Origin of the sequence: Salipiger mangrovisoli (assembly GCF_015223355.1) — a bacterium.
In the GTDB taxonomy this organism is placed as follows: Bacteria; Pseudomonadota; Alphaproteobacteria; order Rhodobacterales; family Rhodobacteraceae; genus Salipiger; species Salipiger mangrovisoli.
The window spans coordinates 35,927-58,984 of record NZ_JADFFK010000024.1; the positions used below are offsets into that span (position 1 = coordinate 35,927).

The 23,058-nt window shown below is 68.0% G+C and carries 22 protein-coding genes; 15 read left to right on the top strand and 7 right to left on the bottom strand.

What is annotated here, in order from left to right; all coding sequences use genetic code 11:
* The first annotated feature begins 113 nt into the window (after window positions 1-113).
* Both IQ782_RS24240 and IQ782_RS24245 read left to right on the top strand, forming a co-directional pair.
* Window positions 114-1,169 (top strand): TAXI family TRAP transporter solute-binding subunit, encoded by a 1,056-nt coding sequence (locus IQ782_RS24240; protein WP_194137253.1) that lies wholly within the window; start codon window positions 114-116, stop codon window positions 1,167-1,169.
* A gap of 56 nt (window positions 1,170-1,225) precedes the next feature.
* Window positions 1,226-3,526 (top strand): TRAP transporter fused permease subunit, encoded by a 2,301-nt coding sequence (locus IQ782_RS24245; protein WP_240989542.1) that lies wholly within the window; start codon window positions 1,226-1,228, stop codon window positions 3,524-3,526.
* 25 nt (window positions 3,527-3,551) lie between these two features.
* On the opposite strand, the gene IQ782_RS24250 is transcribed toward IQ782_RS24245, so the two are convergent.
* Window positions 3,552-3,965, bottom strand: a complete 414-nt coding sequence (locus IQ782_RS24250; RefSeq protein ID WP_194137254.1) for a VOC family protein — start codon at window positions 3,963-3,965, stop codon at window positions 3,552-3,554.
* A 424-nt stretch (window positions 3,966-4,389) separates the two neighbouring features.
* On the opposite strand from IQ782_RS24250, the gene IQ782_RS24255 reads away from it, so the two are divergent.
* The 10 genes from IQ782_RS24255 to IQ782_RS24300 all read left to right on the top strand — a co-directional run bounded on the left by IQ782_RS24255 (window position 4,390) and on the right by IQ782_RS24300 (window position 13,213).
* Window positions 4,390-5,223 carry a transporter substrate-binding domain-containing protein gene (locus IQ782_RS24255; protein WP_194137255.1) on the top strand — a complete coding sequence of 278 codons (834 nt, stop codon included), beginning with the start codon at window positions 4,390-4,392 and terminating at the stop codon, window positions 5,221-5,223.
* A 120-nt stretch (window positions 5,224-5,343) separates the two neighbouring features.
* Window positions 5,344-6,081, top strand: a complete 738-nt coding sequence (locus tag IQ782_RS24260) for an amino acid ABC transporter ATP-binding protein (protein WP_194137295.1) — start codon at window positions 5,344-5,346, stop codon at window positions 6,079-6,081.
* Window positions 6,078-6,746, top strand: coding sequence for an amino acid ABC transporter permease (locus IQ782_RS24265; protein WP_194137256.1), 669 nt, complete (start codon window positions 6,078-6,080; stop codon window positions 6,744-6,746). The genes IQ782_RS24260 and IQ782_RS24265 overlap by 4 nt, the downstream gene beginning before the upstream one ends.
* An 11-nt stretch (window positions 6,747-6,757) precedes the next feature.
* Window positions 6,758-7,426, top strand: a complete 669-nt coding sequence (locus tag IQ782_RS24270) for an amino acid ABC transporter permease (protein WP_194137257.1) — start codon at window positions 6,758-6,760, stop codon at window positions 7,424-7,426.
* A 22-nt stretch (window positions 7,427-7,448) separates the two neighbouring features.
* On the top strand, window positions 7,449-8,375 hold the full coding sequence (locus IQ782_RS24275; protein ID WP_194137258.1) for an N-carbamoyl-D-amino-acid hydrolase: 927 nt from the start codon (window positions 7,449-7,451) through the stop codon (window positions 8,373-8,375).
* Between the two features lie 89 nt (window positions 8,376-8,464).
* Window positions 8,465-9,919, top strand: coding sequence for a dihydropyrimidinase (gene hydA, locus IQ782_RS24280; RefSeq protein WP_194137259.1), 1,455 nt, complete (start codon window positions 8,465-8,467; stop codon window positions 9,917-9,919).
* Window positions 9,919-10,572 (top strand): aspartate/glutamate racemase family protein, encoded by a 654-nt coding sequence (locus IQ782_RS24285; RefSeq protein WP_194137260.1) that lies wholly within the window; start codon window positions 9,919-9,921, stop codon window positions 10,570-10,572. The genes hydA and IQ782_RS24285 overlap by 1 nt, the downstream gene beginning before the upstream one ends.
* Complete coding sequence (locus IQ782_RS24290; RefSeq protein WP_194137261.1) at window positions 10,569-11,510, top strand: LysR family transcriptional regulator; 942 nt, start codon at window positions 10,569-10,571, stop codon at window positions 11,508-11,510. Before IQ782_RS24285 ends, IQ782_RS24290 begins: the two co-directional genes overlap by 4 nt.
* Window positions 11,511-11,537: 27 nt before the next feature.
* Complete coding sequence (locus IQ782_RS24295) at window positions 11,538-12,464, top strand: dihydrodipicolinate synthase family protein (protein WP_194137262.1); 927 nt, start codon at window positions 11,538-11,540, stop codon at window positions 12,462-12,464.
* The gene (locus IQ782_RS24300) at window positions 12,464-13,213 is read left to right on the top strand and encodes an SDR family oxidoreductase (protein WP_194137263.1); all 750 of its coding nucleotides are present in this window, start codon (window positions 12,464-12,466) and stop codon (window positions 13,211-13,213) included. Before IQ782_RS24295 ends, IQ782_RS24300 begins: the two co-directional genes overlap by 1 nt.
* 255 nt (window positions 13,214-13,468) lie before the next feature.
* Here IQ782_RS24300 and IQ782_RS24305 read toward each other — a convergent pair whose 3' ends face one another.
* The 5 genes from IQ782_RS24305 to IQ782_RS24325 all read right to left on the bottom strand — a co-directional run bounded on the left by IQ782_RS24305 (window position 13,469) and on the right by IQ782_RS24325 (window position 18,740).
* Window positions 13,469-14,272 (bottom strand): ABC transporter ATP-binding protein, encoded by an 804-nt coding sequence (locus IQ782_RS24305; RefSeq protein WP_194137264.1) that lies wholly within the window; start codon window positions 14,270-14,272, stop codon window positions 13,469-13,471.
* Entirely contained in the window at window positions 14,269-15,126 is an 858-nt protein-coding gene (locus IQ782_RS24310; RefSeq protein ID WP_194137265.1) for an ABC transporter ATP-binding protein, read from the bottom strand. Before IQ782_RS24310 ends, IQ782_RS24305 begins: the two co-directional genes overlap by 4 nt.
* Window positions 15,123-16,055 carry an ABC transporter permease gene (locus tag IQ782_RS24315; RefSeq protein WP_194137266.1) on the bottom strand — a complete coding sequence of 311 codons (933 nt, stop codon included), beginning with the start codon at window positions 16,053-16,055 and terminating at the stop codon, window positions 15,123-15,125. Before IQ782_RS24315 ends, IQ782_RS24310 begins: the two co-directional genes overlap by 4 nt.
* Entirely contained in the window at window positions 16,052-17,056 is a 1,005-nt protein-coding gene (locus IQ782_RS24320; RefSeq protein WP_277347901.1) for an ABC transporter permease, read from the bottom strand. Before IQ782_RS24320 ends, IQ782_RS24315 begins: the two co-directional genes overlap by 4 nt.
* A 67-nt stretch (window positions 17,057-17,123) precedes the next feature.
* Complete coding sequence (locus tag IQ782_RS24325) at window positions 17,124-18,740, bottom strand: ABC transporter substrate-binding protein (RefSeq protein WP_194137267.1); 1,617 nt, start codon at window positions 18,738-18,740, stop codon at window positions 17,124-17,126.
* A 420-nt stretch (window positions 18,741-19,160) separates the two neighbouring features.
* On the opposite strand from IQ782_RS24325, the gene IQ782_RS24330 reads away from it, so the two are divergent.
* Window positions 19,161-19,505 (top strand): RidA family protein, encoded by a 345-nt coding sequence (locus IQ782_RS24330; RefSeq protein ID WP_194137268.1) that lies wholly within the window; start codon window positions 19,161-19,163, stop codon window positions 19,503-19,505.
* A 54-nt stretch (window positions 19,506-19,559) separates the two neighbouring features.
* Here IQ782_RS24330 and IQ782_RS24335 read toward each other — a convergent pair whose 3' ends face one another.
* Window positions 19,560-20,366 (bottom strand): ABC transporter permease, encoded by an 807-nt coding sequence (locus tag IQ782_RS24335; RefSeq protein ID WP_194137269.1) that lies wholly within the window; start codon window positions 20,364-20,366, stop codon window positions 19,560-19,562.
* A 465-nt stretch (window positions 20,367-20,831) separates the two neighbouring features.
* Between IQ782_RS24335 and repA the strand changes: the two genes are divergently transcribed.
* On the top strand, window positions 20,832-22,007 hold the full coding sequence (gene repA / locus IQ782_RS24340; protein ID WP_194137270.1) for a plasmid partitioning protein RepA: 1,176 nt from the start codon (window positions 20,832-20,834) through the stop codon (window positions 22,005-22,007).
* Window positions 22,007-22,975, top strand: coding sequence for a plasmid partitioning protein RepB (gene repB / locus IQ782_RS24345; RefSeq protein ID WP_194137271.1), 969 nt, complete (start codon window positions 22,007-22,009; stop codon window positions 22,973-22,975). Before repA ends, repB begins: the two co-directional genes overlap by 1 nt.
* Window positions 22,976-23,058: the final 83 nt, after the last annotated feature.

Sequence of the window (23,058 nt, forward strand, 5' to 3'; positions counted from 1 at the left end):
GCCCGAATAGATATTACGTGACAAGTCATATAATATCTGCGAGCGTTTCCCCATGCCTCCGGAAAATGGGGGCATCCGCCTTTGGAGGAGGGCGGTGACCGAAGGGAGGACCCATGCTCAAACAGACGCTGATGGGCGGCGTTCTGGCGCTTGCGCCGATGCTCGCCTCGGCCCAGGCCACGCTGACCGCCGAAACCACTACGCCCGGCTCGACGCCGCATTACATCGATTCCACGCTCGCTGCGGTGCTCGACAGCGCCGGGGTTGCCACACTGCAGATCACCGAGGGCGCAACGCTGACCAACTCGGTTCTGGCGGTGGCCGAGGGCCGGCTCGACATGGCCCCCGCGCCGCTGATCCTGCCGTTCCTGCTGTCGCGGGGCATCGGCCCCTACGCCGGGGTCGGCCCGGAAAAGGGCGCAGAACTGGCCGCGAACCTGCGCGCGATCTTCTTCAACGCCGGTTCGGCGCAGATGCTGGGCTATTTCAACAGCAACCCGATCGAGGACATCCGCGACATGGCGGGCAAGCGGGTCTGGAACGGCCCGCCGCGCGGCGCGGCGCTGACCTCGGGGCGGGCGATGATCCAGCTGCTGTCGGGGCTCAAGGACGGCGAGGGCTACGAAGGCATCCAGACCGCCTGGCCCGACACCGTCCCGACGATCACCGGCGGCGGCGTCGATGCCTGGACCATCCCCGAGGGCCTGCCCTCGGGCCGGCAGATCGCCATCGCCTCGGCCGGCGGCATCACCATCCACGACGTGCCCTCGGACCTGCTCGCCAGCGAGCTCGGCCAGCAGATCATCGCCGCGCCGGGCCATGCGCCCTATTCGGTGCCGGTCGAGGCCTTCCGCGCCGCCTATGCCGGCAATGACATCACCGTGGTCACCGACGACGACACCTTCGACAGTTTCGCCACCGCGTTCGGCCAGATGGTCCCGGCGAGTCTCGACGAGGATCTCGTCTACCAGATCACCCGCGCCTACCTCGAGGGCGAGCAGCGGTTCATCACCGGCTCTCCGCGCGGGCCCTTCGCGGTGATGAGTTTCGGCGACATCGACGGCACCAGCCAGGGCGCCTGCGGCGCGGTGCAGATCAAGATGCACCCCGGTGCCATCCGCGCCTTCGAAGAGGCCGGCCACAGCATCGCCGACTGCCTGCGGCCCTGATCCCGTAACCCCGGCGGGACCGCTCCGGCGGTCCGGCCCGAACAACACCCGGTGCCATGACACAACAGCAGATCACCCGCCCGCTGGGACAGCGGATCGCCCTTGTTCTGGCCGTCATCCTGGTGATCGTCGGCATGATCAACACCATGCCCGAGATCCCCGGCCTCCAGGACTGGGCGCGCGAGATCACCGGGCGGCCGTTCTTCCGCGTCTCGGGCTTCCCGCCGGAATATTTCTACCCGCCGGTCTTCCTCGTGATGATGCTGATCGTGGCGCTCGATTCCAGCGTCTACCGGGCGTGGAAATGGGACCATCCCGACCGCGCCTGGCTCGGCGCGCTGCTCGACGCGGGGCTGATCCTCGCCGCGGTGCTGGCGGCGGTCGGCTTCCTGGTCGAGATCGACTCGATCTGCCTGATCGACCAGCTCACCGGCGAGCGCGCGCGGCTCATCCAGGAGGCCGCCGAGCGCTCGGCCGGGGTGATCCCCGGCATCTCCTTCGAGGCCGAGGTGCCCGCCTGCCAGGCCCGCTTCGGCATCTGGATCATCCCGCTGCTGTTCACCATCATCACGCTGTTCTTTCTCTATAACGTGCGGGTCTGGGGGCTGCCGCTGGTGGCGGTGGCGAGCGTCGTTGTGCTCTATACCGTGGCCACGGCGCTGATCTGGATGTTCGACCTGTCGGACAACAGCTTCCTGCTGACCAAGCTCGGCGCCGACGGCGGCGACACGCGCGCCGCCGCCATCCAGAAGGCCACCAATGTCTTCATCACCCCCGACGGTTTCATGGGGCGGTTCATGGACATCGTGGTCAACCAGGTCTTTCCCTACGTCGTCCTGGGCGCGCTCTTCGGCACCTCGGCCGGCGGCACCTCGCTGATCAAGCTGGCGGTGCGCCTGACCCGCCGGCTGCGCGGCGGCCCGGCGCATGCGGCGATCGTCTCCTCGGCGCTCTTCGGCACGATCACCGGCGGGCCGGTCACCAACGTGCTCTCGACCGGGCGGCTGACCATTCCGATGATGCGGCGCAACGGCTTCTCGCCGCAGTTCGCCGGCGGGGTCGAGGCGGCAGCCTCCTCGGGCGGGCAGATCATGCCGCCGGTGATGGGGGTCGCGGCCTTCGTGCTGGTGGCGCTGACCGCCGTGCCCTACACCAAGGTGATCACCGCCGCCTTCCTGCCGGCGCTGGCCTTCTTCTTCTCGATCTTCCTCGCGGTGATGTTCCAGGCCCGCAAGGACCGCATCGAGGCGATGCAAGAGATCCCCGACGACCTGGTGATGCACCGCCAGGACTGGCTGAACCTGGTGATCATCCTGCTGCCGATCCTGACCATCCTGCTGCTGCTGCTCGGCACCAAGGACGCGGTCGGCAGCGGCCGCGCGGCGCAGATCCTGCCCGGTTTCGTGACGCAGACGCTGGTCAATGCCACCGGCGACGCGGTCTCGGCGGGCTGGTGGGCGGTGGTGGTGCTGCTGCCGCTGCTCTTCCTCGATCCCGGCACCCGCGCGAAACCGTCGAAGGTGCTGCTGTCGCTGGCCGACGGCGGCATCCTGATCTCGCGGCTGTTCCTGCTGCTTTTCGCGGTGTCGGTCATCTCGGCCTTCCTCAACGAAAGCGGGCTGACCGGCGAGCTGACCCGCGCCGTGACCACCTGGCTCGAACACGCGCAGGTGCTGAACCTCTTCGGCCTCGAGATCCACATCGTCGGCGGCGTCTACCTGATGCTCGCGCTGATCTGCGCCATGCTCTGCGCCATCCTGCTGGGCATGGGGATGCCGACGGTGCCCGCCTATGTGAACGTGGCGCTGCTGCTCGGGCCGCTGCTGTCGAGCCTCGGCGTCAGCTTCTTCACCGCGCATATGTTCGTCTTCTACTTCGCCGTCGCCTCGGCGATCACCCCGCCGGTGGCCATCGCCGCCTTTGCCGCCGCCTCGATCACCCGCACCGAGCCGATGCGCACCGGCATCGCCGCCGTGCGCGTGGGCATCGTGATGTTCGCCATCCCCTTCGTCTTCGCCTGGTACCCCGAGCTGCTGCTGATCGAAGAGGCGGTGACGATCACCGACGACACGGGCCGCCGGGCGCTGATCGAGGGCTACACCGGGCAGACGGACGTGACCGCGCTGCTGCTCCTCGGCGGGCGGCTGGGGCTGACGCTCTACCTGCTGGCCTCGGCGCTGACACGCTTCGACCGTGGCCGCCTGCGCTCTTGGGAGGTCGCGCTGCGGCTTCTGGCGGCGGTCCTCGTGCTATGGAAGACCGCCGGATTGATGAGTGTCGGGCTGGCCCTCGGGCTGGGGCTGATCGCCCTGCATGCCCTGCGCGCCCGTCCCGAACCCGCGCGGACCCCGGCCTGACGGCGCGGGCCGCGCGGCGCGGGCCTTACGCGGCGAACAGACCGTCGAAGTCCTTGAAGCCCTTGATTTCGATCGGGTTGCCCGAGGGATCGAAGAAGAACATCGTGCGCTGCTCGCCCGGCTCGCCCTCGAAGCGGATCACCGGAGGAATGTCGAACTCGATGCCCTTCGCGGCCAGACGGTCGGCCAGCGCCAGCCAGTCGTCGAGCCGCAGCACCGCACCCATGTGCGGCATCATCACCATGTGATCGCCGACCTTGCCGGTGCGCGTCACCGGGAAGGGCTCGCCAAGGTGCAGCGAGAGCTGGTGGCCGAAGAAGTCGAAATCGACCCAGGTGTCGGTCGAACGTCCTTCCTGGCAGCCGAGCACGTCGCCGTAGAAGGCGCGGGTCTCGTCGAGGTCTGTGACGTGGATCGCGAGGTGGAAGAGGGATTTCATGGCGGGCCCCTTGCAGGTTTGAGAAATGGAGTCGGCGTCGAAGCGAGACTCGGGCGGCACCGGACGGTCCACCCGGCGCGCGGTGGCTCAGGGATTGCTCATTCAATGAGCATCGTAAAGGGGGGGTGCGCGGGATGCCCTCCGGCCCGTCGAGGCCGTCGCGCCTGCCGCAGCAGTCGCGCAACGGGTGACGCACCGCGACTACAGACCCTGCGAAATCAACTGGTTGTGTATCCCATTGCTGCCCCGCGCCGATCGGGGGCGGCGTCCCAGCTCACCACATATATAAGCGCAGATTATAATTATAGTTTAATTATAATCCTGATTTGTATTGCTCCCGAACCGGTCCGGCGGCTTTTTCGAAGTCACGTCTCGCATCCTCCCGATGCCAAGAAAACAGACCCAACCAACACGGAGCCACCCCATGACATCCAAGAGCCTTCTCTTCTCCGCCGCGCTCGCCGCGCTTGCGCTTCCGGCCCATGCCGAGGGCTACAAGGTCGCGCTCGACGGCACCTTCGCCCCCCACGCCATGCCCAGCCTCTCGGGCGGGGTCGAGGGTTTCAACGTCGATCTCGCCGCCGCCATCGGCGAGAAGCTCGGCACCGAGATGGAGGTGGTCGCCGCGCAGTTCTCCGGGCTGATCCCGGCGCTGCAGGCGGGCACCTACGACTTCCTCGTCGCCCCCACCACCGTCACCGGGGAGCGCGCGTCGAACCTGCTCTTCTCCGAGGGCTTCATGGACACCAACTTCGCCTTCACTGTGCCCGCCGGCAGCGAGAAGATGGAAGGTCTCGACGCCTTCAAGGGCAAGACCATCGCGGTCAACAAGGGCTCGGTCTATGAAAGCTTTCTGACCGAAAAGGCCGAGGAATACGGCTGGGAAGTGGTGGCCTACGGCACCAACACCGACGCGGTCGAGGCGGTCTCGACCGGCCGCGCCGATGCCAACCTCGCCGGCGCCACCGTCTCTGCATGGGCCGCCAAGCAGAACCCGCGCATCGACCTCAGCTACGAATACCCCACCGGCCTCGTCTGGGCCTTCCCGTTCCGCAAGGACGACGTGGAGACCCGCAACAAGATCGACGCCGTGCTGGAATGCCTGAAGACCGACGGCACGATGGTCGCCCTTTCGGAGAAATGGTTCGGCGTGACCCCGACCGAGGGCACCGCCATCGTCACCCCGACCCCCGGCTACGGCACCCCCGGGTTCGACGGCTACGACGAGACCGCGCACGACGTCTCCTGCGACTTCTGATCCCTGACACTGCTCCCTGAACCCCTCGGACGGGGCGCCCGCCGCCCCGTCCTCCCATCCGAAAGACAGCCCATGCCCGCAGCCCCCTCCGCCTCCGCCGCAAAGGTCCACCTCAGGCCGATGCTCGAGATCAACCAGCTCGAGAAGAGTTTCGGCGATACCCAGGTGCTGACCTCGATCGACCTCAGCGTGAAGCCGGGCGAGCTGGTCTTCGTCATCGGCCCCTCGGGCTCGGGCAAGTCGACCATGCTCCGCTGTTGCAACCGGCTCGAAGAGCCGACCTCGGGCAGCATCCTGCTCGACGGCGAGCATGTCACCGCCTGCCACGGCGCGGCGCTCGACAAGATGCGGCTGAAGATCGGCATGGTGTTCCAGGGCTTCCACCTCTACCCGCACAAGTCGGTGCTGGCGAATGTGATGCTGGCGCAGGTCAAGGCGCTGAAACGCTCCAAGGAAGAGGCCAAGGCGCGCGCAATGGAGATGCTGGACCACGTCGGGCTGGCGCATAAGGCCGATGCCATGCCGTCGGAACTCTCGGGCGGCCAGCAGCAGCGCGTCGCCATCGCCCGCGCATTGGCGCTCGACCCCAAGGTGATGCTCTTCGACGAGCCGACCTCGGCGCTCGATCCGGAACTGGTCGGCTCGGTGCTGAAGGTGATGAAGCAGCTGCGCGACGAGGGCATGACCATGGTCGTGGTCAGCCACGAGATGGATTTCGCCCGCGAGGCCGCCGACCGCGTCGTCTTCATGGACGGCGGCGTGGTGGTCGAGGCCGGCACCCCCGAGGAGATCTTCGGCAGTCCGAAATCCGAGCGCCTGCGCGCCTTCCTCTCGCGCCTGCACCCGAGCGCGTCATGAGGTTCCTCGACACGTTCTTCGACGGCGCGGTGATGGCGAAATACCTGCCGGACCTGCTGTCGGCCATCGTCACCACGCTCTGGCTCAGCGTCATCATCGTGCTCGGCGGGCTTGCCCTCGGCCTCGTGCTGGCCTGCCTGCGCACGCTCGGCCGCTGGTACCTGACCCTGCCCATCGTCGCCTTCGCCGACATCGGCCGCGCGCTGCCGCCGCTGGTGGTCATCCTGATCTTCTACTTCGGCCTGCCCGGCCTCGGCCTCAACCTCTCGGGGCCGATGGTGCTGATCCTCGTGCTCGGCGGCGTGCTCGCCGCCTTCGCCGAGGAGATTTTCTGGGCCGGTCTCACCGCCGTGGCCAAGGGCCAATGGGAGGCGGGCCGCGCCACCGGCCTCAGCTTCGCGCAGACGCTCTTCGAGATCGCCCTGCCGCAGGCCATCCGCATGGGCATCCCGCCGCTGGTCAACCGCGCGCTGGCGATCACCAAGATGACCGCGCTCGGCTCGGTGATCGGGGTGAAGGAAATCCTCGCGGTGTCGTCGTCGGCGCAGAGCTTCTCGGGCTCGGCAACGCCGCTGACCATGGCCGCGCTCGCCTATCTGGCGATCTTCCTGCCGGTGGTCATCCTCTCGCGCCTGCTCGAACGGCGCTACGCCTGGGCCGTGTAAGGGCACATGACATGAGCAACTTCATCGACCTTTTCTTCAACTTCAGCATCATGGCGCAGGCCTGGCCGCTGCTGCTCAAGGGGCTGATCGTCACGCTCGAGCTTTGCGCGGTGGTCATCGGGCTCGGCCTGATCGGCGGTCTGTTCCTGGCGCTCGCCGCGCTCTCGCCCAGCAAGGCGCTGAAATGGCCCGCCGTCGGCTTCATCGACCTCTTCCGCGCGCTGCCGCCGCTGGTTCTGCTGGTCTTCGTCTTCTCGGGCCTGCCCTTCGCCGGGCTGGAACTGAGCCCCTTCATGGCCGTGGTCGTCGCCTTCTTCCTCAACAACTCGGCCTATTTCGCCGAGGTCTTCCGCGCCGGCATCCAGTCGGTGCCCAAGGGCCAGACCGAGGCCGCCCGCGCCACCGGCCTGAGCAAAGCGCAGACCCTCGGTCACGTGGTCCTGCCGCAGGCCGTGCGCAACGTGCTCCCCGACCTGCTGTCCAACACCGTCGAGGTGGTCAAGCTGACCTCGCTCGCCTCGGTCGTCTCCCTCTCCGAGCTGCTCTACTCGGCCAACATGGCCCGCTCGGTCACCTACAACTCCTCGCCGCTGATCCTCGCGGCGCTGATCTACCTCGCGATCCTCTGGCCGCTGGTGCGACTGATCTCGCGGTACCAGCGCGGGCTCGCGGTGCACTGAACGTCCCTGAAAGGAAATTCCCATGACGAAGATGATTATCGGCGGCGCCCAGATCGGCGGCATCCAGAAGGACGAGACCCGCGAAGAGGTGATCGCCCGGATGATCGCCCTGATGGACGAGGCGCAGGCAAAGGGCGTGAAGTTCCTCGTCTACCCCGAGATGACGCTGACCACCTTCTTCCCGCGCTTCTACGTCGAGGACCGCGCCGAGTTCGACCACTGGTTCGAGACCCAGATGCCGAACCCCGCCGTGCAGCCGCTCTTCGACAAGGCGAAGGCCTGCGGCATGGGCTTCACCTTCGGCTACTGCGAGCTGACCCCCGAGGGCGAGCACTTCAACACCTCGATCATCGTCTCCCCCGAGGGCGAGATCGTGCTGACCTACCGCAAGACCCACCTGCCCGGCCACGCCGAGTTCGAGCCCGAGCGCACCCACCAGCACCTGGAAAAGCGCTACTTCCTGCCCGGCGACACCGGCTTCGGCGTGGTCAAGAACCAGGGCGTGATCATGGGCATGGCGATCTGCAACGACCGCCGCTGGCCGGAAACCTGGCGCGTGCTCGGCCTGCAGGGCGTGCAGCTGGTGACCATCGGCTACAACACCCCGTCGCAGAACAACCTCTCGGCCGAAGAGGGCATCGAGCGGCGCATGTACCACCACGAGCTCTCGGTCTGCGCCGGCGCCTACCAGAACGCGACCTACGCGGTGGCCGTGGCCAAATGCGGCATGGAAGACGGCAACCACATGTTCGCCGGCTCGATCATCGTCGACCCCGACGGCTTCGTCGTGGCAAAGGCGGAAGGTGAAGGCGACGAGCTCATCGTGCACGAGGCGGATTTCGCCAAGTGCGATTTCGGCAAGTCCACCGTGTTCAACTTCGCGGCGCACCGCCGGATCGAGCACTACGGGCTGATCGCCAGCCAGACCGGCGTCAAGGTGCCGGAATAAGACAGACGCGCCAAGGCCCCTGCCCCGGCGCCCGTCCCCGCGGGGACAGACGGATAGGCCGCCCGCGGCGGCACGGAAGGAGAGACGAGATGCAGTTCGACACGGTGATCCACGGCGGCCTGATCGCGACCGCCGATTACACGGCCAAGGGGGACATCGGCATCAAAGACGGGCGCATCGCCGCCGTGGCCGAAAAGCTCGAGGGCGGCGACCGCCGCATCGACGCGGGCGGGCGCATCGTCGTGCCCGGCGGCATCGAGGCCCACGCCCATATCGCGCAGGAAAGCTCCTCGGGCGTGATGACCGCCGATGACTACCTCTCGGGCTCGATCTCGGCGGCCTTTGGCGGCAACTCGTCGTTCATCCCCTTCGCGGCGCAGCAGCGCGGCCAGTCGGTCGATGACGTCATCGCCACCTACGACGCCCGCGCCGCCCGCTCGGTGATCGACTATTCGTATCACCTGATCATCTCCGACCCGAAGCCCGAGGTTCTGGAAGACCAGCTGCCCCGCGCCTTCGCCCGCGGCATCACCTCTTTCAAGGTCTTCATGACCTACGACCTGATGAACCTCGGTGACGGCGGCATGCTCGACATCCTGACCGTGGCGCGCGAGCACGGCGCGATCACCATGGTCCATGCCGAGAACAACGACATGGTCAAATGGATGAACAAGCGGCTGGCGGCGAAGGGGCTTACGGCACCCAAGTACCACGCCATCTCGCGCCCCGAGCTGGCCGAGCAGGAGGCGATCAACCGCGCCATCCAGCTCGCCAAGCTGGTCGACGCGCCGCTCTTCATCGTGCACGTCTCGACCGAAGGCGGGGCCGAGATCGTCCGGCGGGAAAAGTTCAACGGTGCCAAGCTCTTCGCCGAAACCTGCCCGCAGTACCTCGCGCTCACCCGCGCCGATCTCGACCGGCCCGGCATGGAGGGGGCGAAATACATCTGCTCGCCGCCGCTGCGCGATACCCGCACGCAGGACGCGCTCTGGCACCACATCGCGCAGGGCACTTTCGAGAGCGTCAGCTCCGACCACGCGCCCTACCGCTTCGACGAGACCGGCAAGTTCCTGAACGGCAAGGACATTCCCTATCCCAAGATCGCCAACGGCATGCCCGGCATCGCCGCGCGCCTGCCCTATCTCTTCTCCGAAGGCGTGGTGAAGGGCCGCATCACGCTGGAGCAGTTCGTGGCGCTCTCGTCCACCAATGCCGCCAAGACCTTCGGCTGCGACACCAAGGGCCGCATCGCGCCGGGCATGGACGCCGACATCGCCATCTGGAACCCCGAGGCGCGCGTCACCGTCACCGCGGCAGACCAGCACGACAACATGGATTACACCCCCTTCGAGGGCATGGAGATCACCGGCAAGCCCGAGATCGTCCTGAACCGCGGCGCGGTGATCGTCGAGCATGGCGCGCTGAAGGCCAGGGAAGGCCAGGGCCGCTTCGTCGCCCGCCAGCCGGTCGACCTGCGCGGCAAGCCCGGCGTCACCGCCAAGGAGTTCGACCCGGCGCAGAACTTCGGCGCGGAGCTGCGCTGATGGGCCCGATCCTGATCATCAACCCCAACTCCGCCGCCAGCGTGACGCGGGGCATCCGCGAGGCCATCGCCCATCTCGCCCCGGCCAATGGCCCCGCCTTCGAGGTCACCGACCTGCCTGCCTCCCCGGCGACGATCATGACCGCCGAGGACGTCGCCCGCGCCGGGCTCGGCTTTGCCGCGGCGGCGCAGGCGCGGCCCGACGCCGCCGCCTATGTCTCGGCCTGTTTCTCCGATCCGGGGGTGGAGTTGACGCGCACGCTGGTCAAGCAGCCGGTGATCGGCGTGCAGGAGGCGGGCATCCTGACGGCCATGGCCCGTGCCGATCTTTTCGGCATCATCGCGCTGGCCCCCGGCTCGGTCGCCCGCCACCGGCTGAGGATCCGCGCCATGGGCGTCGAAAGCCGCCTCGCCGCGGAGCTTGCCCTGCCCGGTGTCTCGGCCGAGGCCTCGGGCCGCGACCCGGAGGTCTACGGCATGTGCGTTACCCTGGGCCGCGAACTGGCACAAAAGGGCGCGGGCGCGGTGGTGCTCGGCTGCGCCGGCATGGCGCCGATCCGGGCCAGGCTGGAACGCGACATCGGCATCGCGGTCATCGACCCGGTGCAGGCCGCCGCCGCCATGGCACTGGGTCTGGTCGGAGCGTCCGAATGACCACCGAACCGGGCCTGCCGGACGTCTCGCTGCGGCTCTTGGAGATCTTCGCCGCGATGATGCGCTGCGCCACCACGGTGGAAGCCGCCGAGCAGCTGCGGGTCTCGCAGCCGGCGGTCTCCGCCGGGCTGCGGCAGCTGGAAACCCAGCTCGGCCTGACGCTCTTCGAGCGCACCGGCCGACGCCTGCAGCCCACCGCCGAGGCGAAATCCCTCTACGAGGAGATCCGCCCGGTCTTCGGCCTGATGCGCGGCTTCTCGCAGCGCGCCCGCGACATGAAGCTCGGCATGGCCGGGCGGCTCAAGGTGATCGCCACGCCGCCGCTCGGCTACTCGGTCGCCCCGGTTGCCCTGCGCCGCTTCCTCGACGCGCGGCCCGACGTGTCGGTCGCCTTCGACGTGCGGCGGCTGGAACAGGTGAAGGACGCGGTGCAGAGCGGCCAGGCCGACATCGGCCTTGCCATCGACCACGACCGGCAGACCGCGGTGAACAGCGACGTGCTGCAGCGCGCGCATATGGTGGCGCTGGTGCCGCGGGAAAGCCCGCTGGCGCAAAAGCCGCATCTCACCGCGCTCGACCTGCAGTCCGAGCCGCTGGTCGGGCTCGAGATGGGCTCGAACCTCGGGCAGCTGGTGCGCAAGGCCTACGAGCAGGTCGGCGCCACCTACGCGCCGCGCATCGAGGTGCGCTATTGCGCCACCGCCACGGTTCTGGCGGCGCAGCATCTCGGGGTCACCGTGGTCGATCCCTATTCCGCCACCACCCATGCGACCGACGCGCTGGTCTGCAAGCCCTTCCTGCCCGCCTGCGAGGTCAAGGCGGTGATGTACACCCGCCGCGGCGTGCCCTACTCGGGCCTGCTGCACAGTTTCATGTCGGACCTGCGCGCCGCCTTCGCCGACAGCGACCTGCTGATCGCCGAGCCGCCGCGGGGCTGACCCCTCCATTCCCCAAGGACCCCAGCCATGAGCCTGCTCACCTCCGACGCCCGCGGCGTCTACGTCATCTCCGTCACCCCCTTCACCGATCAGGGCGCGATCGACTGGGACAGCCTCGACCGGGTGGTGGATTTCTACTTCGACAAGGGCGCCGACGGGCTGACCATCCTCGGCATGATGGGCGAGGCGCCGAAGCTGACGCAGGCCGAAAGCCGCGCCGTCGCCGAGCGGGTGATCAAGCGCGCCGGTGGCAAGCCGGTGGTGGTGGGCGTCTCGGCCCCCGGCCTCGCTGCCATTGGCGAGCTGGGCCGCGCGGTGATGGACATGGGCGCGGCGGGCTGCATGGTGACCACGCCGGGCGCGCTGAAGACCGACCCGCAGATCCACGGCTACTTCGGGCAGGTCGCCCGCACGCTGGGGGACGATGTGCCCATCGTGCTGCAGGACTTCCCGCTGGCCACCGGCGTGCAGATCTCCGACGAGGTGCTGGGCCGGATCATCGACGACATCCCGCAGGTGGTCATGCTCAAGCACGAGGACTGGCCGGGCCTTGCCAAGATCAGCAGGCTGCGCCGCGCCGAAGCCGAAGGCCGCCGCCGGATCTCGATCCTCTGCGGCAACGGCGGGGTGTTCCTGCCCGAGGAGATGGCGCGCGGTGCCGATGGCGCGATGACGGGTTTCGGCTACCCCGAAATGCTGGCAGAGGTGGTGCGGCTGGCCGGCAGCGGCGACATGGACCGGGCGCAGGACATCTTCGACGCCTACCTGCCGCTGGTGCGCTACGAGCAGCAGCCGGGTGCCGGGCTGGCGGTGCGCAAATACGTGCTGGCCAAGCGCGGGGCGATCGGCTCGGCGGCGCTGCGCGCGCCGGGCGCGGGGCTTGCCCCCGAGGCCATCGCCGAGGTCGAGCGGCTGCTCGCCCGGCAGGAGAAACGACTGAAGGAGCTGAACTGATGGATCTGGGACTGAAGGGCAAGACGGCGCTGGTGCTCGGCGCAAGCCGTGGGCTCGGCGCGGCGAGCGCGACGCTGCTGGCCGCCGAGGGCGCGCATGTGATCGCCGCCTCGCGCAGCGGTGACGCCCCGGCGGAGGGCATGGAGGGGCTGAAGCTCGATCTCGCGGATGCGGCCAGCGTCGCGGCGCTGATCGCGCGGCTCGCCGAGCAGCCGGTCGACATCCTCGTCAACAACTGCGGCGGCCCTGCCGCCGGACCCGCCAAGGGCCAGAGCAGCGCCGCCTGGCAGGCCGCCTTCGAGGCGATGGCCGCACCGATCTTCGCGATCACCGACGCCGCCCTGCCCGGCATGATCGCCAAGGGCTGGGGCCGTGTGGTGACCATCGGCTCCTCGGGCATCGTGCAGCCGATCCCGAACCTCGCGCTGTCGAACGGCGTGCGCGGCGCGGTGGCGGGCTGGTCGAAGACCCTCGCCGAAGAGGTCGCCCCGCATGGCGTGACGGTGAACATGGTGCTGCCGGGCCGGATCGCGACGGACCGTCTGGCGCAGCTCGACGGCATCAAGGCCGATAAGACCGGCGCCTCGCTCGATGCGGTGCAGGAAGCCAGCCGCAGGACCATCCCCGCGGGCCGCTACGGCACCCCCGAGGAGTTCGGCGCCATGGTCACCTTCCTGTGCTCGGCGCAGGCCGCCTATGTCACCGGCTCGATGATCCGCGTCGACGGCGGGATGATCCGGGGGATGTGAGGTCCGGCAGAGGCCAGCGGACGACCGCGGGCTGCCGCTGCCAGCGCAGGTGGCCGGGCGCTTTGTCTCGACACCCCGACGGGCGTTGGATCGCGCGCTGCCCCCAACAAGAGCGGCCGCCCGGGGGGCGGTCGTCCGCTGGCCGGCGGCACTGCGTGCCTTGTTCCGGCCGGGCGCTCACCCATTGCCACCAAGAGCAGAACACCCGGGCAGTCTCCTGCCCGGGTGTTCTCATCTCACGCAAAGGCCCCTGCCCTAGCCGGCCGAGAGCTTCGCATCGGCGGCCATGCCCGCGTGGCCCGAGGAGCGCAGCGCGCTGTCGAGCAGGTGGCGGGTGTAGGGGTGCTCGGCCTGCAGCCTGCGCATCGCGTCCACCTCCAGCGTCTCGACGATCTCGCCGGTCTGCATCACCGCCACGCGGTCGCACATGTGGCCGATGACGCCAAGATCGTGGCTGACCATCAGGTAGGTCAGGCCGAACTCGGACCGCAGGTCCGACAGCAGGTTGAGGATCTCGGCCTGCACCGACACATCGAGCGCCGAGGTCGGCTCGTCGAGCAGCAGCACCTTGGGCTCGGGCGCCAGCGCCCGCGCGATGGCGACGCGCTGCCGCTGACCGCCCGAGAGCTGGTGCGGGTAGCGGAAACGGAAGCCGCCGCCCAGACCCACCTGCTCCAGCAGCCGGTCGATGCGCGCATCGACCCCGTCCTTGATACCGTGCAGCGCCAGCGTCTCGCTCAGCACCCGGTCCACCGTCTGGCGCGGGTGCAGCGAGGCGTAGGGGTCCTGGAAGACCATCTGCACCCGGCGGTAGAACTCCTTTGACCGCCCGATGCGGGAAAGTTTCTCGCCGCCGACACTCATCGCGCCCGCCCAGTCCGGCACCAGCCCGACCAGCGCGCGCAGCACCGTCGACTTGCCCGAGCCGGACTCGCCGACGAGCCCGTAGCTTTCGCCCTGCGCGACGTTCAGGTCGATGCCATGCACCACGCGGGTGCGCTCGGTGCCGTCGCCGAAGAAGACCTCGAGCCCCTCTATCTGGATCTCTGGCAAGCTCATAGCAGCGCACTCACGGAAGGAGCCTCGCGCCAGGCCGGATCGCGCGTCAGCGCCTCCAGCCGCGGCCGCGGGCGTTCAAGATCGGGGACCGAGTTCAGCAGGCCCAGCGTGTAGGGGTGTTTCGCCTCGTGCAGCCTGCCCGCCTCGCAGACCTCGACGATCCGTCCGGCGTACATCACCGCCACCCGGTCGCAGAAGCCCGCCACCAGATTGAGATCGTGGCTGATGAAGATCAGCCCCATGCCGCGCTCGCGCACCAGCTTGTCCATGATCTCGAGCACCTGCAGCTGCACCGACACGTCGAGCGCCGAGGTGGGCTCGTCGGCGATCAGGATCTCGGGATTCGGGATCAGCATCATGGCGATCATGATGCGCTGGCCCATGCCGCCCGAAACCTCGTGCGGATAGAGCTTCATCACCCGCTCCGGCTCGCGGATCGCCACGGCATCGAGCATTTCCAGCGCGCGCTTGTAGGCCTCGGCCTTGCCGACCTTCTCGTGCGTGCGCAGCGCCTCGATGATCTGGTCGCCGACGGTCATCACCGGGTTCAGCGAATACTTCGGATCCTGCATGATCATCGAGATATGCTTGCCCCGGATCGCCCGCATCCGCTTCGGCGAGGCGGTGAGCAGGCTCTCGCCCTGCATCTCCAGACGGTCCGCCGTCACCTGCCCCGGCTTGCGGATGAGCCCGAGGATCGCCCGTCCGGTCATCGACTTGCCCGAGCCGGACTCGCCGACGATCCCCAGACGCTCGCGGCCGAGCGAAAGCGAGATCCCCCGCACCGCCTCGAAGCTGCCCGAGCGCGTCGGGAAGCGCACCGAGAGGTTCTCGATATCGAGAAGATTGCTCATTTGCCACTCTCCTTCGGGTCGAGCACGTCGCGCAGACCGTCGCCGATCAGGTTGAAGGCGAGCGAGATGGCGAAGATGGCGAGACCGGGGATGGTGGCCACCCACCAGTAGTCGAGGATGTACTTGCGCCCCTCCGAGATCATCGCGCCCCATTCCGGGCTCGGCGGCTGCGCCCCGAGGCCGAGGAAGCCGAGCCCCGCGGCGGTGAGGATGATCCCCGCCATGTCGAGCGTCACCCGGATCACCAGCGACGAGATGCACAGCGGCCAGATGTGCCGCGTGATGATCCGCACCGGCCCCGCGCCCTGCAGGCGGATGGCGTGGATGAAGTCCGAGTTGCGGATGGTCAGCGTCTCGGCCCGCGCGATCCGCGCATAGGGCGGCCAGGCGGTCAGCGAGATCGCCAGCACCGCGTTCTCGATCCCCGCCCCCAGCGCCGCCACGAAGGCCAGCGCGAGGATCAGCCGCGGGAAGGCGAGGAAGATGTCGGTCACGCGCATCAGCACGGTGTCGACCCAGCCGCCGAAATAGCCCGCGGTGGTGCCGATGATCAGCCCCAGCAGCGGCGCGACCAGCGCCACCAGCAGCACGATGTAGATCGAGATCCGCGCGCCGTAGAGCAGCCGCGAGTAGATGTCGCGGCCAAGGCTGTCGGTGCCGAAATAGTGCCCCTCCCAGCCCGGCGGCTTCAGGCGCGCGCCGAGATCCTGCGCGAACGGGTTGTCGGTGGCCAGCATCGGCGCGAAGAGCGCCGCAAGCACCAGCAGGGTCAGCACGATGAGGCCGAGCGAGGTCAGCTTGTTCGAGGTGAGCCGCAGCCAGCCCTGGTACCAGGCGGCGGCACGCGCCTGCCCGCGCGACTGCGGCGTGTCGCTCAGCAGCCAGGCCTTGAGGCCGGGCTTGGCGGATGCGTTGCTTTGCGGGGTCATGACTTGGCCCTCGGATCGAAGAAGCGGTACAGCAGGTCCGACAGGATGTTGAGGCACACGAAGATCGAGCCGATCACCACGGTCCCGCCAAGCACCGAGGCCATGTCGTTGGACAGCAGCGAGGTGGTGATGTAGCTGCCGATGCCCGGCCAGGCGAAGATGATCTCGGTCAGCACCGAGCCCTCGAGCAGGTTGGCATAGGCCAGCGCGATCACCGTGATCAGCTGGATGGCGATGTTGCGGAAGGCATGGCGCCAGACCACGTGCCACTCGCTGAGGCCCTTCACCCGCGCGGTGATGACATATTCCGAGTTCAGCTGTTCGAGCATGAAGCTGCGGGTCATCCGGCTGATGTAGGCCAGGCTGAAATAGCCCAGCAGGCAGGCCGGCAGGATGATGTGCGACAGCGCGTCCTTGAACACGTCCCAGTCGCCGGCGATGATCGCGTCGACCAGCAGCAGCCCGGTGCGCGTTGGCACCAGCCCCTCGTAGAAGACGCCGAGCCGCCCGGGCCCGGCCACCCATCCGAGGATGCCGTAGAAGATCAGCAGACCCATCATGCCAAGCCAGAAGATCGGCATGGAATAGCCCACAAGGCCGATCAGCCGCGAGATCTGGTCGATCCAGCTGCCGCGGTAGACCGCGGCGAGAACGCCCAGCGGAACGCCGAGGACGACGCCCAGAAGCGTGCCCAGCGTGGCCAGTTCCAGCGTGGCGGGGAAGACGCGCGCAATGTCCTCGGCCACCGGCTTGCCGGTGCGGATCGAGGTGCCGAAATCGCCCTGAAGCACGTCGCCGACATAGATGCCGAACTGCACGATCAGCGGCTTGTCGAGACCCAGCTCCAGGTAGACCTGGTCGTATTGCGCCTGAGAGGCGCGCTCGCCGATGACCGCGAGCACGGGGTCGATCGGCATCACGCGGCCGATCATGAAGGTGACGAAGAGCAGCCCCAGCAGGGTGATCGCCACGGTGAAGGCAAGGCTGACGGTCTTCTTCAGCCAGTTCGGCGGAAAGGAGGGCGCGGCGCGCCCTCCCCCGGTGTTGGTCGTCTGATGCGTCACGGGCTTACTTCGTCACGGCCCAGTAGGACACGGCGGTGGTTGCGCCACCCGCCACGAAATGCTCGACGCCGGTCTGCATCGCGTTCTGCTCGATCTGCTGGAACATGATGGCGAAGGGCGCGGTCTTCAGGAACTCGCGCTGCAGGTCCTCGTACATCTTGGCGCGCTTGGCGCTGTCCTGCTCGACCACCGCGGCAAGGGTCTCTTCGCTCATTTCCGGCAGCGCCCAGGCGTTGCGCCAGGCCAGCAGGCCGGTTGCGCCGGCCTCGTCGCTGTTGTCGGGGTTATAGGCGAAGGTGCCCGCGTTGGTGTTGGGGTCGGGATAGTCCGGGCCCCAGGCTTCCAGCGAGATCTGGTGCTGACGCGCGCGGTAGGTGTCGAGCGTCTGCGCGCCGGTGCCCACCACCAGCTCGGCCTTGATGCCGATCTGGCCCCAGGTGTTCTGCAGCGACTGGCCGATGTCGATGCGGTCCTGCGCCTCGCGCACGCCGATGGTCACCTCGAAGCCGTCGGGATAGCCCGCCTCGGTCAGCAGCGCCTTGGCCTTTTCCAGGTCCAGCGAATAGGGCGTGTCGTCGATCGCCCCCATGAAGGTCTTCGGCAGGAAGGCCTGGTGGGTGATGTACTGGCCCTTCAGGAAGCTGTCCTGCATGCCCTGGTAATCGGTGGCGTATTTCATCGCCTCGATGACCTTCGGGTTCGACAGGATCTCGTTCTTCTGGTTGGCCGACCAGTACATCAGGCGGCCACGCAGCTCGTCGACGACCTTGACGGTGTCGACCGTTTCGAGACCGGCCACGTCCTCGGGCGAGAGGTTGCGGGCGATGTCGACGTCACCGCGCTCGAGCTGCAGGCGCTGGGTGGCGCTTTCCTGGATGTGCTGGACGATCACCCGCTTCATCGCCGGTGCGTCGCCGGTGAACTCGGGGTTGAGGTCGAGCGTGTAGCTCTCGTTCGGCTTCCACGCGGCCAGCTTGTAGGGGCCCGAGCCGGCGGTGTTGTCGCGCAGCCAGGCGTTGCCCATGTCGCCGTCCTGCTCGTGCTCCATGACCGTCTTCATGTCGACGATGCCGCCGATGGTCGCGGTCAGGCAGTTCAGCACGAAGGACACGGCGTAGGCCTTGTCGAGCTTCAGGACGAGCGTCTTGTCGTCGGGGGCGACGATGGTCTCTTCGACGTTCTCGGGGGTGAAGCCGAACTGCGTCAGGATGAACGAGGGCGTCTTGTTCAGCAGCACCGCGCGGCGCAGCGAGAACTCGGCGTCCTTGGCGGTCACCGGGTTGCCCGAGGCGAAGACGTGGCCATCGGCCATGGCAAAGGTGATCTGCGTGCCGTCCTCGGAGACCTCCCAGCTTGCCGCCAGCTTGGGCTGGTAGCCGGCATCGAGGTCGAGCGGGTCGAAGTCGACCAGCGGCTCGTAGACGTTGCGGCTGATGTCGGCACCGGAGAACTCGAAGCTCTCGGCCGGGTCGATGGTCTTGATGTCGTCGATGCGCTGCGCGATCACCAGCATGTTCGGCGGCGTCTCGGCCTGTGCGGTCAGCGCGGTGCTGGACAGCAGCGCGGCGGTCAGCAGTGCCGCGCCGAGGCGCGTGGTCCGCGACGGAATGTGACGGGTCATGGTCTTCTCCCTGAAGTTTCTTGGTCTTTCGCTGCGCGCTCCGGCGCCGCTGCCGCCAATCTCGTCCTCCCACCGGGGGATCAAACAGGCGTCGCTGCGTCACGGGGCACGATGGCGCGAGGTTCGGTCAGTTTTTGGGCCCTGTCGATCATTTTTTGATCAAATGGGAAAATCCTCCAGTGGTATCGTCGCGTCACATTTCCACCTGGCGCAGAGCAGAGCACCACGCCCTCGCGCAGCGACCCGGCGCGGCGGGTTCCCGGCCGCGCCGCAGCGCTTTCCGGGGGGGTCTTGATGACGCCGCGTGCCCCGGTCTATCTGGTCGCGATGGCGCGGGGCAGTTTTTGCCCGGCCGCGCGCATCTTGGCTTGCGGCAGTCGCTCCGGCACGGAGCCCGCCGCCCCTTGAAAGGACGTTTCCATGACCATCACCCGCATCGAGCCCGGCGCCCGCATGAGCCAGGCCGTCGTCCACAACGGCATCGTCTACCTTGCCGGCCAGGTCGGCCATGGCGCGGACATCACCGCGCAGTGCCAGGACGCGCTGGCGCAGGTCGATCGGCTGCTGGCCGAGGCCGGCTCGGACAAGTCGCGCCTGCTGACCACCACCATCTGGCTCGCCGACATGGCCGATTTCGCCGCGATGAACGCCGTCTGGGACTCCTGGGTCGATGCCGCCAACCCGCCGGCCCGCGCCACCGGCGAAGCCAAGCTGGCGACCCCCGACTACCTCGTCGAATTCATCGTGACCGCCGCGCTCGCCTGATCCGGCGGCCCGCAGATCACGCCCCGTCAGCGCCCCTCGCGGGCGCTGACCCGCTCAGCCGCGCCAGCGCCGCGCGCGCCGCTCCCAGGGTTGCAGCACCAGCCATTCCACCGCCAGCATCACGGCGATGAAGGAAAAGGCGTAGACCAGCACCATCCCGACGTCGAACAGCTGGAAGTAGAGGTGGATCTGGAATCCCACCCCGTCCGAGCGGCCGAGGAACTCCACCACCAGCACGATCTTCCAGATCACCGCCACCCCGGCCCGCGCCGCAGCGGTGATGAAAGGCGCGAGCTGCGGCAGCACCACGTGGCGCAGCCGCCGCCCCGGCGGCATGCCGTAGACCCGCGCCATCGCGTCCAGCCCCGGATCGAGCGCCCGCGCGCCCTCGCGGATCATCGTGGCGACGCTGGGGATCTTGTTGAGCGTGACGGCGGTGATGGCCGCGGTCTCGGTCAGGCCGATCCACAGGTAGCACAGCACGATCAGCACCAGCGCCGGCAGGTTGAGGAAGATCACCAGCCAGGGATCGAGCCAGCGGTCGAGCCGCGGCGCGCGCCCCATCGCCAGTCCCAGCGCGATGCCGAGCCCCATCGCCAGCACGAAGGCCCAGGCCACGCGGGTCAGCGTGCGGCCAAGGTGATGGACCAGCTCGCCCGAGCGCAGCGCCTCGGCGAAAGGCCCGGCCAGCGCCCAGGGTTGCGGCAGGATGCGCGCGTCGCCGGTCAACGCGGCGGCGAGGATCCACAGCAGCAGCAGCCCGCAGAGCGACAGCAGGGTGACCACGGCCCGCCCCGGCCCGCGCGGCGCCGCGCCCCCGGCCCGGCCGGTGATCCGTATCGCGCTGTCGTTGCCCTGCACATGGTCCTCCCGTCCCAGGCCGCGAAGGTGCCGCCTGCCGCGCGCCGCGTCAATCACCGCGCGCCGGACCCGCCGAACCGGCCCGCGCCATAGCGCCCGGTTCAGGGTCTCTTTCGCTTGGATTAGAGCCTTCATGTGCTTGGAATCGCCCCGACTCGTCCTTGCGTCGCGCCACGGGCGAGTCGGCCTGTCGCGGGGCGCGCCTTGTGCGCGGGCGGTCCGCGCCCGGAAAATCCGCGCCCGGCGTCCGGCGTTCGCATCTCTGGACTTAATCTATATATTCCATGTACTTGAACGAATACTTGCGGCCCCTTCGCCGGGCGGCGCAAGATGTTGGAGCCGCCCCCCTGCGCCGCCGCGTCAGGAATCTGTGGACAAACGCGCTCGCTCTTGCGTAAAGAAACGGTAATAAAAGCGCTGGCGAAAAACAGCGTTACCCAGAAAACGGGAACACAGAGGGCAGCCGTGGCGGAACCGATCCATATCAACGCCCGTGTGCGGGAGAACGCCGAAGCGATCAGCGCGGCGCTCGAGGACCATATGCTGAAGGTCTTCGCCCCCGACGCGCGCAAGGAACTTCGCCGCTTCTCCGCCGGCGAGGCCGCCGAGCTGCTCGGCATCTCGCCCAGCTTCCTGCGCAAGCTGCATTTCGAGGACCGCGTGCCCGAAGTGCATACCACGCCGGGCGGAAGAAGACACTATTCCGGGGAAGATCTGCGCGAGATCCGCAAGGTCCTCGACAATACTGCCAAGACCAAGGGCACCTACCTGCGCGGCCGCCGCGAGGGCGACAAGGTGCAGGTGCTGTCCTTCCTCAACTTCAAGGGCGGCTCGGGCAAGACCACCAGCTCGATCCACACCGCGCAGCGCCTGGCGCTGAAGGGCTACCGCGTGCTGGCGGTCGACATCGACCCGCAGGCCTCGCTGACCACGCTGTTCGGCTACCGGCCCGAGTATGATTTCCTGCATTCCGGCACGATCTACGACGCGATCCGCTACGACGATCCGGTGCCGATGTCGCAGATCATCCAGCAGACCTATTTCACCGGCATCGACCTGGCGCCGGGCGGGCTGATCCTGCAGGAATTCGAGCACGAGACGCCGCAGGCGCTGATGGCCAACATGCAGCCGCCGTTCTTCGCCCGCATGGCCGCGGCGCTGCAGGAGGTCGAGGCCGAGTACGACGTGATCATCTTCGATTGCCCGCCGCAACTGGGCTATCTGACCATGTCGGCGCTCTGCGCCTCGACCGGCGTGCTGATCACCATCGTGCCCAACATGCTCGACATCGCCTCGATGTCGCAATTCCTGCAGATGAGCGCCGACCTGCTCGACGTGGTGTCGAATGCCGGGGCCAGCATGGAGTTCGACTTCCTGCGCTTCCTGATCAACCGCTACGAGCCCAACGACGGGCCGCAGCAGCAGGTGGTGGCCTTCCTGCGCCAGCTCTTCGGCGAGGAAGTCATGGTCGCCTCGATGCTGAAATCCACCGCGATCTCGGACGCGGGGCTGACCACGCAGACGCTCTACGAGGTCGATCGCTCGCAATTCCACCGCAACACCTACGACCGCGCGGTCGATTCACTGAATCAAGTGAATGATGAAATTGAGTCTCTCATTCAGAAAGCATGGGGACGCTGATGGCACGCAAGGGAATCCTCGAACCGCGCATCTCGGCGCTCGGCGGCGGTGATCGCAAGCCGAACCCGGCCGAGTCGCGGATGATGCCGCGGGGCGCGGTCGGCGCGCTGCAAAGCTCGCTGTCGAAGCTGCAGGAAAACGCCGTGCAGGAGATCGACGCCGATCTCATCGACGACGCCGGCTTCGAGGACCGCCTCGGGCTCGACCCGGCGGCGCAGGCGCAGCTGAGGGACAGTCTTCAGATCTACGGCCAGCAGGTGCCGGTGCTGCTGCGCCCGCATCCGGCTCAGAACGGCCGCTTCGAGATCGTCTACGGCCGCAGGCGCCTTGGCGCGCTGCGCGAGCTGGGGATGAAGGTCAAGGCGATGGTGCGCCAGCTCGACGACCACGCGCTGGTCATGGCGCAGGGGCAGGAAAACACCTCGCGGCAGGACCTCAGCTTCATCGAGAAGGCGAGCTTTGCCGCGCAGCTCCAGGATTCGGGCTACGAGCGGCAGACCATCGCCGCGGCGCTGTCGATCGACCTGCCGATGGTCAGCCGCATGCTGAAGGTCGGCACGGCCTTTGCCCTGCCCTTCCTGCGCCGCATCGGGTCGGCCCCCGGCATCGGTCGCGACCGCTGGATGGCGCTCGCCTCGGCGCTCGAGGCCGAGGCCGCGCGCACCCGCGCCGAAGCGGCCATGGCCGAGCCTGCCTTCGAGACACTGGAGTCGGATGCCCGCTTCGAGGCGGTCTACGCCGCCACCCAGCGCAAGGCGAGCGCGGCCAAGGCCCCTGCCCCGCGTCCGCGCACCCTGCGCGCGCGCGATGGCGCGGCGCTGGCAGAGATCCGCGGCAATTCCCGCGGGCTGACGCTGACCGTGCCGGCGCGCACGGCGGACGGCTTCGACCGCTGGCTCGACGCGCAGGCCGAAGAGATCATCAAGGAACTTCACGACCGCTGGCAAAGCACCCGGTCGGAAGGTTGAGAGCAGCAGACAGCAACGGAGGCACGAGAGGACAGGCGACAAAAAAGAAAAGCCCCCCAGGACGGATCCCGGAAGGCCCTTCT

What these genes read in the sequence shown, in the direction of transcription:
- IQ782_RS24245 (WP_240989542.1), top strand. Translation starts at nt 1,226, where the DNA reads ATGACACAACAGCAGATCACCCGCCCGCTGGGACAGCGGATCGCCCTT.
- IQ782_RS24275 (WP_194137258.1), top strand. Translation starts at nt 7,449, where the DNA reads ATGACGAAGATGATTATCGGCGGCGCCCAGATCGGCGGCATCCAGAAG.
- IQ782_RS24270 (WP_194137257.1), top strand. Translation starts at nt 6,758, where the DNA reads ATGAGCAACTTCATCGACCTTTTCTTCAACTTCAGCATCATGGCGCAG.
- IQ782_RS24285 (WP_194137260.1), top strand. Translation starts at nt 9,919, where the DNA reads ATGGGCCCGATCCTGATCATCAACCCCAACTCCGCCGCCAGCGTGACG.
- IQ782_RS24255 (WP_194137255.1), top strand. Translation starts at nt 4,390, where the DNA reads ATGACATCCAAGAGCCTTCTCTTCTCCGCCGCGCTCGCCGCGCTTGCG.
- repB (WP_194137271.1), top strand. Translation starts at nt 22,007, where the DNA reads ATGGCACGCAAGGGAATCCTCGAACCGCGCATCTCGGCGCTCGGCGGC.
- IQ782_RS24290 (WP_194137261.1), top strand. Translation starts at nt 10,569, where the DNA reads ATGACCACCGAACCGGGCCTGCCGGACGTCTCGCTGCGGCTCTTGGAG.
- IQ782_RS24300 (WP_194137263.1), top strand. Translation starts at nt 12,464, where the DNA reads ATGGATCTGGGACTGAAGGGCAAGACGGCGCTGGTGCTCGGCGCAAGC.
- IQ782_RS24260 (WP_194137295.1), top strand. Translation starts at nt 5,344, where the DNA reads ATGCTCGAGATCAACCAGCTCGAGAAGAGTTTCGGCGATACCCAGGTG.
- IQ782_RS24295 (WP_194137262.1), top strand. Translation starts at nt 11,538, where the DNA reads ATGAGCCTGCTCACCTCCGACGCCCGCGGCGTCTACGTCATCTCCGTC.
- IQ782_RS24330 (WP_194137268.1), top strand. Translation starts at nt 19,161, where the DNA reads ATGACCATCACCCGCATCGAGCCCGGCGCCCGCATGAGCCAGGCCGTC.
- IQ782_RS24315 (WP_194137266.1), bottom strand. Translation starts at nt 16,055, where the DNA reads ATGACCCCGCAAAGCAACGCATCCGCCAAGCCCGGCCTCAAGGCCTGG.
- IQ782_RS24265 (WP_194137256.1), top strand. Translation starts at nt 6,078, where the DNA reads ATGAGGTTCCTCGACACGTTCTTCGACGGCGCGGTGATGGCGAAATAC.
- IQ782_RS24240 (WP_194137253.1), top strand. Translation starts at nt 114, where the DNA reads ATGCTCAAACAGACGCTGATGGGCGGCGTTCTGGCGCTTGCGCCGATG.
- IQ782_RS24325 (WP_194137267.1), bottom strand. Translation starts at nt 18,740, where the DNA reads ATGACCCGTCACATTCCGTCGCGGACCACGCGCCTCGGCGCGGCACTG.
- IQ782_RS24250 (WP_194137254.1), bottom strand. Translation starts at nt 3,965, where the DNA reads ATGAAATCCCTCTTCCACCTCGCGATCCACGTCACAGACCTCGACGAG.
- hydA (WP_194137259.1), top strand. Translation starts at nt 8,465, where the DNA reads ATGCAGTTCGACACGGTGATCCACGGCGGCCTGATCGCGACCGCCGAT.
- IQ782_RS24310 (WP_194137265.1), bottom strand. Translation starts at nt 15,126, where the DNA reads ATGAGCAATCTTCTCGATATCGAGAACCTCTCGGTGCGCTTCCCGACG.
- IQ782_RS24305 (WP_194137264.1), bottom strand. Translation starts at nt 14,272, where the DNA reads ATGAGCTTGCCAGAGATCCAGATAGAGGGGCTCGAGGTCTTCTTCGGC.